Source organism: Flavobacterium sp. CR10 (assembly GCF_055814415.1).
In genome coordinates this window covers 203,490-215,231 of sequence record NZ_CP185985.1, presented here as the reverse complement: position 1 = coordinate 215,231, position 11,742 = coordinate 203,490, and the positions used below count along the sequence as shown (strand labels likewise).

At 33.3% G+C, this 11,742-nt stretch carries 13 protein-coding genes; 3 read left to right on the top strand and 10 right to left on the bottom strand.

The window, feature by feature from the left end:
• The first annotated feature begins 182 nt into the window (after positions 1-182).
• Complete coding sequence (locus ACNRYB_RS01035; RefSeq protein ID WP_473728993.1) at positions 183-1,058, top strand: M48 family metalloprotease; 876 nt, start codon at positions 183-185, stop codon at positions 1,056-1,058.
• Positions 1,059-1,115: 57 nt separating this feature from the next.
• On the opposite strand, the gene ACNRYB_RS01030 is transcribed toward ACNRYB_RS01035, so the two are convergent.
• From ACNRYB_RS01030 to recF, 10 genes are all read right to left on the bottom strand, one after another.
• The gene (locus ACNRYB_RS01030) at positions 1,116-1,496 is read right to left on the bottom strand and encodes a PH domain-containing protein (RefSeq protein ID WP_119792913.1); all 381 of its coding nucleotides are present in this window, start codon (positions 1,494-1,496) and stop codon (positions 1,116-1,118) included.
• A gap of 60 nt (positions 1,497-1,556) precedes the next feature.
• Positions 1,557-2,294, bottom strand: coding sequence for a DUF4184 family protein (locus ACNRYB_RS01025; RefSeq protein ID WP_473728992.1), 738 nt, complete (start codon positions 2,292-2,294; stop codon positions 1,557-1,559).
• 91 nt (positions 2,295-2,385) lie between these two features.
• Positions 2,386-3,216: an energy transducer TonB gene (locus ACNRYB_RS01020; RefSeq protein ID WP_473728991.1), complete on the bottom strand. Its 831-nt coding sequence runs from the start codon at positions 3,214-3,216 to the stop codon at positions 2,386-2,388.
• Positions 3,217-3,372: 156 nt separating this feature from the next.
• Complete coding sequence (locus ACNRYB_RS01015; RefSeq protein ID WP_091134697.1) at positions 3,373-3,924, bottom strand: RNA polymerase sigma factor; 552 nt, start codon at positions 3,922-3,924, stop codon at positions 3,373-3,375.
• Entirely contained in the window at positions 3,915-5,021 is a 1,107-nt protein-coding gene (locus ACNRYB_RS01010; protein ID WP_473728990.1) for a glycosyltransferase, read from the bottom strand. The genes ACNRYB_RS01015 and ACNRYB_RS01010 overlap by 10 nt, the downstream gene beginning before the upstream one ends.
• A gap of 84 nt (positions 5,022-5,105) precedes the next feature.
• A complete protein-coding gene (locus tag ACNRYB_RS01005) occupies positions 5,106-5,720 on the bottom strand; it encodes an FMN-binding negative transcriptional regulator (RefSeq protein WP_129748895.1) in 615 nt (204 codons plus the stop codon).
• A 120-nt stretch (positions 5,721-5,840) separates the two neighbouring features.
• Positions 5,841-6,854, bottom strand: a complete 1,014-nt coding sequence (murB, locus tag ACNRYB_RS01000) for a UDP-N-acetylmuramate dehydrogenase (protein WP_129748897.1) — start codon at positions 6,852-6,854, stop codon at positions 5,841-5,843.
• Between the two features lie 130 nt (positions 6,855-6,984).
• Complete coding sequence (locus ACNRYB_RS00995) at positions 6,985-8,034, bottom strand: glycosyltransferase (RefSeq protein WP_473728989.1); 1,050 nt, start codon at positions 8,032-8,034, stop codon at positions 6,985-6,987.
• A gap of 101 nt (positions 8,035-8,135) precedes the next feature.
• The gene (locus ACNRYB_RS00990; protein ID WP_473728988.1) at positions 8,136-8,813 is read right to left on the bottom strand and encodes a DUF2461 domain-containing protein; all 678 of its coding nucleotides are present in this window, start codon (positions 8,811-8,813) and stop codon (positions 8,136-8,138) included.
• Positions 8,814-8,938: 125 nt separating this feature from the next.
• On the bottom strand, positions 8,939-10,018 hold the full coding sequence (gene recF / locus ACNRYB_RS00985) for a DNA replication/repair protein RecF (RefSeq protein ID WP_250348270.1): 1,080 nt from the start codon (positions 10,016-10,018) through the stop codon (positions 8,939-8,941).
• 243 nt (positions 10,019-10,261) lie between these two features.
• Between recF and ACNRYB_RS00980 the strand changes: the two genes are divergently transcribed.
• Together ACNRYB_RS00980 and ribH are read left to right on the top strand one after the other, a co-directional pair.
• A complete protein-coding gene (locus tag ACNRYB_RS00980; protein ID WP_129748902.1) occupies positions 10,262-11,044 on the top strand; it encodes a tetratricopeptide repeat protein in 783 nt (260 codons plus the stop codon).
• 81 nt (positions 11,045-11,125) lie between these two features.
• The gene (ribH, locus tag ACNRYB_RS00975) at positions 11,126-11,698 is read left to right on the top strand and encodes a 6,7-dimethyl-8-ribityllumazine synthase (protein WP_129748903.1); all 573 of its coding nucleotides are present in this window, start codon (positions 11,126-11,128) and stop codon (positions 11,696-11,698) included.
• Positions 11,699-11,742 lie beyond the last annotated feature (44 nt).

Here is an 11,742-nt window from a genome sequence, read left to right as displayed (position 1 = left end):
ACCGGTAAATCTAAAAATTTTGCCGGTTTTTTCTTTTTTTAATATAGATCAAAATCGGTTGTAAGTTGATTATCAGCTCGTAAAAATGTTATATCTTTATTTGTTGAAAAACAAGTTTTGTGTGAATTTAAAATAGCATTTTGTTATGCTACATTTGTTGTTAAATTGTAATTATAAAAAATATGAAAAAGAAATTTATAATCGTAGGACTTTTATTTACAGCATTTGGTTTAACTAAAATGACTGCACAGATTAATTTTGGAGATAAGGCAATTGGTGCGGTTCAGAAAGGAGTTACTGGTTTTACTTTTAGTAATGCGGATGCGGCAAAATTATCTAAAGAAGCGGTAGATAAATTAGATGCAGAGCATGAAATTGCTGGACCGACAGATGGTTATGCTATACGATTAAATCGTGTTTTTGGAAAACATGCAGCAGGAGACGGATTCACTTTAAACTATAAAGTATACAAATTAAAAGAAGTTAATGCTTTTGCAACTGCAGACGGAAGCGTTCGTGTTTATTCAGGATTAATGGATATTATGGATGATAATGAATTGATTGCTGTAATTGGGCATGAGATCGGACACGTAGCAAATAATGATTCAAGAGATGCGATTCGTGCAGCTTACCAAAAAGAAGCATTAATGGATGGAGCAGCTTCTCAATCGGCAACTGTGGCAACAGTTACAGACAGCCAGCTTGGAAAAATTGGAAGCGCGATCATTGATAGTAAATATAGTCGTAAACAAGAATCAGAAGCTGATTTGTTTGCTTACAACTTCATGAAGAAAAATGGTTACAATGTAAATGCTGAAGAATCTGCGTTTAGAATTTTAGCAAAAATGAGTGAAGGTGCTCAAGCTTCATTTATTGATCAAATGATGAGCTCGCATCCAGATTCTCAGAAAAGAGCTGATGATGCTAAGAAAAGAGCAGAGAAAGATGGTTTGTATAAACCGTATGTGCAACAGAAAATTGTAAATACAGCTCCTGCAACAACGACTAAAAAAACAACTACAACTACGAAGAAAACAACTACTGCAAAAAAGAAATAAGAGTTGTTACTTGAATTATAAAACCCGGCAAATTTCTACTTGCCGGGTTTATTTTTTTTATCCTAAAACGTGATGTGCCAATACTTTTTGCACTTCATAAACATTAACTGATTTATTGAATTGTTTTACAATACTTGGGTGCTGTTCGCTAGAAATCCAGATTTTTAATTCGGCATCAAGATCAAAAGTTCCTGCAGTTTCTACACTGAATCTTGTGATGCTTTTGTAGCCAATAGATTTGTATTCTGTTTTGCTTCCTGTAATTCCTTGCACATCTACTAAGATTAGCCTTTTGTTGGTGAAAATGAAAGTGTCGCGAATAAGTTTGAAACCCATTTCGATTTCTTCATTTGCTGTTAAAAGCTGACCGTATTTCTTAATTAAATCTTCTTGGCTTACTGAACCCGCGTTACCAAGAATAGCTGAAAATATTCCCATTATTTGTTTTAATTAGTTAAAATGAATTCCGTTTTGAAGCAGTAAAAGTAGTAGATTTTGTTAATTTTTTTGAGTTGGTTTTGATTTAATTATTAGTGGAATTATAGTTATTGCAATCATAAAAGAGGCTATAAAAGTAACAACCAAATTTCCAATATTTAGCACTTTTGGATTTAGTACAAATCGAATAAATAAAATTGCTGTTGTAAATAAAATCACAGAACTCCAATATAATTTAGTAATCGAATTTGTGGAATTGCTTGTTATTGGCAATCTAAAGAAAGTTATCAATAGAATAATGCTGCCAATCAAAGTGCTTAAATGCTGAGCTATTTTCCAGAATGGGATTACTGTTCCAAAGATTGCTGTCGTGCTTTTCAAAGTTTCAATTTGATTCACAAAATAACCGTGTTTATGGGTAAAGGCATCCCATAAAATATGAGAAAATATTCCGATAAGCAAAGACATTATTATGATAAGCCAATTTCTTTTAAAATAAACATTCCAGTTAAAATCTGTAAAAATCAAAATTCGACTTCTGATAAATGAAGGAAGATTTTGAAATAATAGATTTCTAGTAAGATTGTGAAAGAGAAAAGTCAATAAAAGAGCAAGAGGTAAATCGAACCAAAAAATGCCACTTAAAGTATGGCTATAGTTGCTTTTAACTTTCATGCGAAGGAAATATTCAAAATCTGGAGTTAAACTTCCAATTGCTAAAGCTGTTAAAGAAAACCATGATTTTGGCAGATGTCTTAAAGGAAGAATTATTGCAGGATGCGAAAAAGTGAACGGCATTAAGTTTATTTTTAGTTTTGATTTTAGGAATTAAATGTAACAAAAAAGCAGAACCGAAGTTCTGCTTTTCTCACTTTTCAAAATATTTATATTATTCGACTTCTGTTTTTATTGTGATAGGAAGATTGTATGCTGTTCTAACTGGTTTTCCGTCTAGAATTCCTGGCGCCCATTTTGTTTTTAATGATTTTAAAACTCTAATGGCTTCTTTGCCCATTCCGTAACCAGGATCATTCTTTACAATAATGTCTGTAAGTGATCCATCTTTTTCAACCACAAAAGAAACATACACTCTTAATGTTTTTTCTACGTCAAGTTCTGGTCTGCGGAAATTGTTTCCAACATACTTGTAGAACTGAGCAATTCCGCCTGGAAATTCAGGAAGTTTATCCAATATAGCTGTAGAAACAGGTTCATTGCTTGGTGGCGCAACCGAAGTGGCGTCACCATTACCTCCTCCGCCTCCCGTTGTAGGTAATACATTTACCGAAGTTCCTGTTCCGGTAGCGTTTTCAACAACTGGTGCGTTTTCTGTATTAGGTGCGATTTCCTGTACAGCGTCTTGAGTTCTTGTAACAACAGGATTGGTTAATTGAACTGCCTCTGTTTGGCTTGTTGCAGTTTGTTCTACAACCGGTGCAGGTGGTGCTGGTGGTGGTGGCACAACAGTAGGATCAATGTTTACGGGCGTTATCGGGTCGTAAATCATTGGTTCTGGCTCGACTGGAACTACTGAGGAATTAAATTTGCTAATAAGTGCAGATGCACTCCCTAAAGCCGTTAATAACAATAAACCCATAAAGAGAGCTGTAACAGAATTTTTAGAATTTTCTTGGCGTAATTGGTACGCGCCGTATTCCTTGTTTTTGTTCTCGAAAACAAGATCGGTCCACTTGTTTTCATAAATGCTTAATTTAGACATAATTTTTGGGTTTTAAGGTTAAGTAACTTTAAATCATACGCAGAAAAGGTTTAGGTTTGAGCTAGCAACTAAAAGTTGTAGTTTTAATATTGTAGAAATGTTTTTATTTTAAGAATAAATATGAGAATAATTTATTCTTTGATTAAAGATAATAAATTATCTATTACGTTCGATAATTTCAGCCAATAATTTTTTAGCGCGTAAAAGTTTTACCTTAACACTGCTTAATGGTTCGTCAATCTTAGTGGCAATTTCCTGATAAGACATTTCCTGAAAATAACGAAGCTGAATTACTTCTTGGTAGTGCGGTTTGAGTTCTTTGATGCATAAGAGCAGACGGGAAAGATTCTGTTCTTTAATTAATGCGTCTTCTGCAGATGGAGTAGGGTCGGCAATATTGTATGCCTGTTGGTCTTCGTTGTCTGTGATTTCTATAAAAAGATTGGTTTTCTTTTTTCGCAACAAATCAATATAGACGTTTTTTGCAATTGCAATAAGCCAGGTATTAAACTGAAATTCTGGATTGTAAGAAGCAATTTTATCAAAAGCTTTAGAGAAAGTTTCTATCGTAATATCTTCTGCGGTGGTTTCATTTTCGGTACGTTTGAGCATAAACGAATACACCTCATTCCAATAATGATCTAATAAAAAAGTAAAGGCGATTTGATCGCCTTTTTTTGCTTTTTCTATTTTAGAATTTATTTCCAATATACTGGTTTTGAAAAGATATTAGTTATAAAGATATTAATTTGCGTTAATATAAGCGCTATCTCAACAACCGGAAACCAAATTTTAATATCTTTTTCTTTTAATTTTCCTGCTGAACATCCAACTACTGTCCACACAATAGTATAGCGTGTAGCTAAAATTGCTAATACGGCGATCCATTGGAATTGAAATGCTAACAGTATAATAACTAAAATAAAGAAGAATAATTGTGAGAGAAAGAATAATCCTAACTGCATTTTATCAAAAAACTTGTAATGTTCTGCGGTAGAAATATGTCTTCTTTTCTGAGTGAACCATTCTTTATAGGTTTTCTTAGGTTCTGAATACGTAAAACTTTCAGGTGCATAAGAAATAGTCGTATTCGCTTTATTTGCTGCCTGATTAATGAATAAATCGTCATCGCCAGAACGAATCTGAATATGATCAATAAAGCCATTTACATTAAAAAACTCTTCTTTTTTGTAGGCAAGATTTCTTCCAACTCCCATATAAGGAAGTCCCATTTTTGCCCACGAAAAATATTGAATTGCAGTTAAAACTGTTTCAAAACGGATAATTTTGTTTAAAAATGAACGCTCTACTTTTTCATAACCTCCGTAACCTAAAACTATTGTTTTATTCATGGTAAACTGAGAAGTCATAGAAGTAATCCAATCTTTAGAGTTTGGGAAACAGTCTGCATCTGTAAAAAGTAAATACTCTTTCCTTGCTGCTTTTATTCCCAGCGTTAAAGCGTATTTTTTATTTCCCCAAAAAGCTTCGTTGTTTTCAACTTTTACTAGACGGATATTAGAGAATTCTTTTTCAAATTCTTCAAAAACTTCAAGAGTTTCATCGCTAGATGCGTCGTCGATTAAGACAATTTCAAAATCTGGATAATCTTGCTGTGCCAAAAGCGGAACGTATTTTTTTACATTCTCTTCTTCGTTTTTAGCGCACACAATTACAGAAACCGGAAGATTTTTAGGTTTCACATGCTGTGGTTTGGCAAAAGCAAATTTGCCAAAAACTCCTAAATAATAAAATAATTGAACTACGACAATAGCAATAAAAAAGTAAAATATGTATATAAGCATCTGATTTATTAGGTTCTATTAATTTCACGTTCTGCGACTGCAAATGTACTTATCAATTCGCTAAATTCAATAACCAAAACCGATTTACTTTCGGCATTTTGACATTTCTTTTGCAACAGCAATAGACTGAGGGTTTTCGGTTTTTTCTAATTCCGAAATTATGTTTTTATAATTGTGATCGTCACGATTTTGAGAGATTTTTTTTGTAGCTTGAATTTCTTCAATTTCGATTTCAAAACCAAAGATTCCTTTTGCTTCGCGCATGGTTTTTTCAGATAAATTTTCAACACGAACAGGATTTTTAGAATTCACTTCATATTTATCTACCAGCTTTTTCAACTGGCCTACCGAAGTTTCGTAATCTACAATCTTGATTCTTCCATAAACATGTACGGCTATATAATTCCAAGTCGGAACATTTTCGTGATCGTACCAAGAAGAAGAAATGTAACTATGAGGTCCAGTAAATACAGCCAAAACTTGGTCATTTTCTCTAAAACCTTCAGCTTGCGGATTTAGTTTTGAAATGTGACCTTGAAGAATCTCTTTTCCATCAGCATTCAATTCCAATTCTATCGGAATATGCGTTGCACATAACTTTCCGTTAGTTTGATTAATCAGAATTCCAAAACTATTCTCTTTCAAAAAAGCTTTTATTTCTTCCTGATTTTCGTTTTTGTATAAATCTGGTGTGTACATGATCTTGTTGTTTATACAATTTGTCACATTGAGCGGAGTCGAAATGTTTTATAGCAAAGACTTCGACTCCGCTCAGTCTGACAATGGGTTAAATTCGTGACAATTAGTGAAATTTGTGCTTTAAATCACATTCACTTCCGCTTCAATCTGAATGCCGAATTTTTCAAAAACGGTTTTTTGCACTTCTTTTGAAACAGCTAAAATTTCTTGTCCTGTTGCGTTTCCGTAATTTACCAAAACCAAAGCTTGATTTTTGTGAACTCCCGCATCTCCAAAACGTTTTCCTTTAAAACCAGCTTGTTCAATCAGCCATCCCGCTGGAACTTTTACTTCAGTTTCTGAAACTTCGTAGAATTTCATTTCTGGGAATTTTTGGTGGATTTTCTCAAAATCAGATTTCAATAAAATCGGATTTTTAAAGAAACTGCCGCTATTTCCTAGTTCTTTCGGATCTGGCAATTTACTTTGTCTTATGGCAATTACAGCATTACTTACATCTTTTAAAGTAGGTTCAGTAATATTGTTTTTGGCCAATTCTGCCAAAATATCTCCGTAAGAAGTATTGATTTTATGATTGCGTTTAGTCAGTTTAAAAATAACCGAAGTAATAATAAATTGGTCTTTTACCTCATTTTTGAAAATACTTTCGCGGTAGCCAAAATTACATTCAGCATTGTGGAAAGTCTTCATTTCTTGGGTAGCAATATTCATCGCTTCGCAAGAAACAAAAGTGTCTTTAATTTCGGTTCCATAAGCACCGATATTTTGAACTGGAGTTGTACCAACATTTCCAGGAATAAGAGACATGTTTTCTAATCCGCCAAAATTGTTATCGATCGTCCAAAGAACGAAATCGTGCCAAGTTTCTCCCGCCTGACTTTCAACCCAGACAAAATCGTCGTCTTCCTTAATTATTTTTTTTCCTTTTAAATCAATATGAATAACCAATGCATCAATGTCTTTGGTTAAAAGCATATTGCTTCCGCCTCCTAAAATGAATTTTTTCTCGTTTTGGTTTTCTTTTAAAATGGTTTTTAATTCGTCAACAGAATGTACTGCAACAAATTGTTTTGCACTGGCTTCAATGCCGAAAGTATTGTGTTTTTTTAAAGAAAAATTGGATTGGATTTCCATAAATAAAAGGCTTTTTAATCTGAGTTCAAAAGTAAGGATTATAAGTTTTGGTTTAACCGCAAAGACGCAAAGTTTGCGCAAAGTTCGCTAAGCTTCGCGTTCATAGCGTAAACCCTTGCGAACTTTGCGGTTAAGTATTTCTAGAATTCAACAACTCATGATATTTCTTTGAAATAATCTTCATATTAATATCATAATTCGCATTTTCTTCTACAAATTTTCTGTTTCGAATAATCGTTTCATTTCGTAATTCGGCACTTTCAAAAGACCAAATTAATTCATTGGCTAGCATTTCGATATTGTCAACTTCAATCAATTTTCCGTTTTCACGATGCGTAATCCAGCTTTGATTTCCAGGAATATCAGAAACAATGGGATAACAATTGCATGCCATTGCTTCAAATAAAGAGGCAGAAACGCCTTCAGTAGTAGGCATGCTGATGTAAACATTGGATTGCTGGAGTAATTTTGGAAGTTCTGTATTCGGAATTCTTCCTGTAAAAATCACTTTGTTTTCTATTTGGAGTTCTTTTGCTAAATCTTTTAAAAATTGCAATCTGTTTCCGTTGCCAACAATGGTCAAAGAAAAATCAATTCCTTTTTGATTTAAAATTCCGAAAGCTTTTAAAATGCAATCATGACGATATTCTGGTTGCAGCGAACGTGTTACAATCGCTTCAATTTTATTCGAATTGTTAGTTAATGGAGTAAAAAGCGATAAATCTATTCCTTTTGGGAGAACCAAAACTTTGTTCATGTCAACTCCAGTTGCTTTCATGTGAATTGCCATTACAGGACCCCATGCATGAATTAAATGTGCTTTTTTGAAAGCGTATTTCTGAATGAATTTTTTAAAAGGATATAATTTAGATTCTTCCGGCCATAAATCACTTCGGCCTTGTTGTGCGATTGCAATGGCTTTAGAGCCAGAGATTGCTGCAAGAAAACCATAACTGGTAGTTCTTTCTGCAATTACCATGTCTGGCTTTTCTTTTTTAATTATTTTTCGAATAGAAATTGGAGCGAAGAAATATTCTAAAATACGTTTAGATCTGCGATTGTTTGATGTTTGAAGCTCCCAAGTGATGATTTCAAAATCGCCAAATTTTTTAAGGCCTTTCATCCAAGTGATGGCATCAGCGCGATAAGATTCTCCAAGAAAAAGTATTTTCCTATTCATTCAATTATTTGTTTTTTTGCCACAGATTAAAAAGATTAAAAGGATTTTACAATTGCGAAGAATTAATCTGTGAGAATCTGTGAAATCTGTGGCAAATAAAGCTAAAATTCTTCAGTATCTAAAGCGCGATTTATAAATTCGTTGAGTGGTTTTAGGGCAATAAGTTTTTGGCTCATTTTTTTTACAAAATCCTTTTTTGTAACTTCAGAAATATCGTAGGTTTGGCTTGCTGTAAAACTTTTTAATTTTAAAAATTCAATAGCAGGATGGTCTTTTTCGTAACCGCGAGGCATGCTTTTTAATGAATTGTTTTCGTTTACGTCCAAACTTCCAAATTCCTTTTTAAAGTTTTTATCATTTAAGATTTCCTGTAAATCATCATAGAAAAAAGCGATTTCTTTACGGACTTTCTTTAGCTCTTCTGCATCAGGAGAATAAAACCCGCCAGCAATAAAACTTCCTCCTTTTTCAATATGAACGTAATAGCCCGAACGATTTGCGCCTTTTGCTCCAGCTGACATCCAAACGCCCAAATGAGATTTGTAAGGAGATTTGTCTTTAGAAAATCGTATGTCGCGATTGATCCTAAAAGTGCAGTCTTTTATTTCAAGAAGTTCCAACGACGGATCAAGAGGTTTCATTACATCCAGAAAATCACTCACCAACTGATGGTAGTCTTTCTTAAAAACTTCATATCGCTTTTTATTTTCCTGAAACCATTCTCTGTTATTGTTCTTTTTTAAATCGTCTAAAAATTGCAATGATTCTTTCGCTAACATATTCCTTAATATATTTATTGCAGTTGTTTTTAAGTTTTTTGCTCAGGCTAATTTACTGATTTCTATTTTGGGATTGATTCTAAAATCTGATATAAATTGTATCAATTTTGCAGAATCAGAAAAAATCACAAATTAAATATTTTATAAGTTTGATGCGTCGATTTGACAATCGCTTCTGTTCTTTCGGGATGTGTGTCCGAAATAAAAAGCTGTCCAAACGTTTCGCTGTTTACCATTTCAACGATTTTGGCAACGCGCGTTTCATCTAGTTTGTCAAAAATATCATCAAATAAAAGGATAGGTTTTACACCGCTTTGTTTTTTTAGAAATTCAAATTGAGCCAATTTCAGTGCAATCAGGAAAGATTTCTGCTGTCCTTGCGATCCGAATTTTTTTATCGGATGTGAGTCGATTTCAAAAGACAAATCATCTTTATGAATTCCAACACTTGTATATTGAAGCGCACGGTCTTTATTTATATTTTCTTGCAAAAGCATCAAAAGGTCTTTTTCAAATAAATGGCTTTCATAAACCAGTTGCACACTTTCTTCAGATCCAGTTATAACTTGATGATGCTTATTAAATATAGGTATAAACTGCTCTAGAAAATCTTTTCGTTTTTCAAAAATCGATTTTCCGTAACCTCGCAATTGCTCGTTATATATAGATAAGGTGTCGTTGTCAAAAACATGATTCAGAGCGAAATATTTTAAAAGAGCATTTCGCTGTGTAATTACTTTTTGATATTGTATTAATTCGTGGAGATATGTGGCATCCAACTGCGAAATCACACTGTCCATAAATTTGCGGCGCGTTTCGCTTCCTTCAATAATTAAATCACGATCTGCTGGCGAAATAATTACTAGCGGAATAAACCCGATATGATCTGAAAATTTATCGTAAGGTTTTCCATTTCGTTTTAAAACCTTTTTCTGTCCTTTTTTTAAACTGCAAACAATCTGTTCGGTTCTTTCGTTCTTTTCCAGTTCGGCATCAATAACAAAAAATTCTTCGCCGTGTTTGATATTTTGAACAGCAAGTGGATTAAAATAGCTTTTCCCATAAGCTAAATGATAAATAGCGTCGAGCACATTGGTTTTTCCAATGCCATTTTTTCCCACAAAACAGTTGATTTTGATGTCAAAATCAAAACTTGCTTCTGAAAAGTTTTTATAATTGAATAATGAGATTTTGTTTAAATGCATTTTTTCGGGACTTCCACGTATAAAATTTACCCTTTTTGAACAGTAAAAATTTGAGGCTGCAAATTACCGAAAATTATCGATATAATTGGCTTTGGCGCTTTCTTGGGCATATTTATTTTACCGCTTGCGCGAAAGGATGAGCGAATACGGAAAATATTTTTTTTAAAATAGTGATAAAATTGAAATTTTTTACCTCAGTTTCAAGAAAAATTTTATTTTTGCCGTTCACTAAATAAATTTTAAATGGCAACTTACAATAAAAGAGGATATAAGACACCAAAAGAAAAGGAAGTAAAAGAGGTGGTTACAGAAGAGCAACAAGTAATTATTGACGAAAAAGACAGTACTACAGCTGGAGTTTTCTCAAAATTAGATGAAACTGCTTCAAAAACTGAGGATTGGGTGGCTAAAAATCAAAAAATCATTATTGGTTTAGTTGCTGGTATTGCAGTTGCTACAATTGGATATTTGGCTTATCAAAAATTTATTGCAACTCCTAAGCAAGAAGAAGCTGCAAGTGAAATGTTTGTTGCTCAGCAAAACTTTGAAAAAGCGGTAAATGGAGTTTCTAGCGATTCATTATTCAAATTATCATTAAACGGTTCAGAAGGTAAATTCGGATTTATTAAAATCGCTGACGAATATTCTGGAACAGATGCTGGAAACTTAGCAAACTACTATGCAGGTATCGCTTACCTAAACACTGGTAAATTTGATGAGGCAATTAAATATTTAGGTGAATTTAAATCGGAAGATGCAATCTTAAGTGCTTTGGCAAAAGGTGCTACAGGTGATGCTTATTCTCAAAAAAATCAGCAAAAAGAAGCTTTAGATTTTTATGTAAAAGCTGCTGAGTCTAACAAAAATGATTTTACAACGCCTCGTTTCTTGTTGAAAGCTGGTAAAACGGCTTTAGCTTTAGGACAAAAAGAGGATGCATTGAAATATTTCAATGACATTAAAGATAATTATGACAGTACTCCAGAAGCAGCATCTGTTGATGCTTTGATCGGATTAGCGCAATAAAAATTTTAGACTTTAGATTTTAGATTGTAGATTTGTAATTAAGAATCTAAATTCTAAAATAAAAAATCTAAAATATATAAGATGGCTACTCAAAATAAAAATCTATCAGAATACGATAAAAACGCAATCCCAAACGCGAAAGACTTTCGGTTTGGGATTGTTGTTTCTGAATGGAATGATACTATAACAGAAGGACTTTATAATGGTGCTTTTGACGCTTTGGTTGATTGCGATGTTCCTGCTCAGCAAATTATCCGTTGGAATGTTCCAGGAAGTTTTGAGCTGATTTACGGAGCAAAAAAAATGCTTCAGACTCAAAATGTTGATGCGGTTATCGTAATTGGTTGTGTAATTCAAGGAGAAACGAAACACTTTGATTTTGTTTGTGAAGGTGTTACGCAAGGAATTAAAGACTTGAATGTTCAGACTGATATTCCAGTTATTTTCTGTGTTTTGACAGATAATAATATGCAGCAATCTATCGATAGAAGTGGAGGAGCTCACGGAAACAAAGGAACCGAAGCTGCAATTGCGGCAATAAAAATGGCTTATATTCGTCAGCAAGCTTCAATCGCACATGTTTTCAATCAGCCATTATTGACTTCTGGAGCGCTTCAAATAGAAGATTCTCCGAAAAAAATAGAAAACGAATAAAGCACATTTGTTTTAAAAACATTAAAACCTATACTGTGTAATAA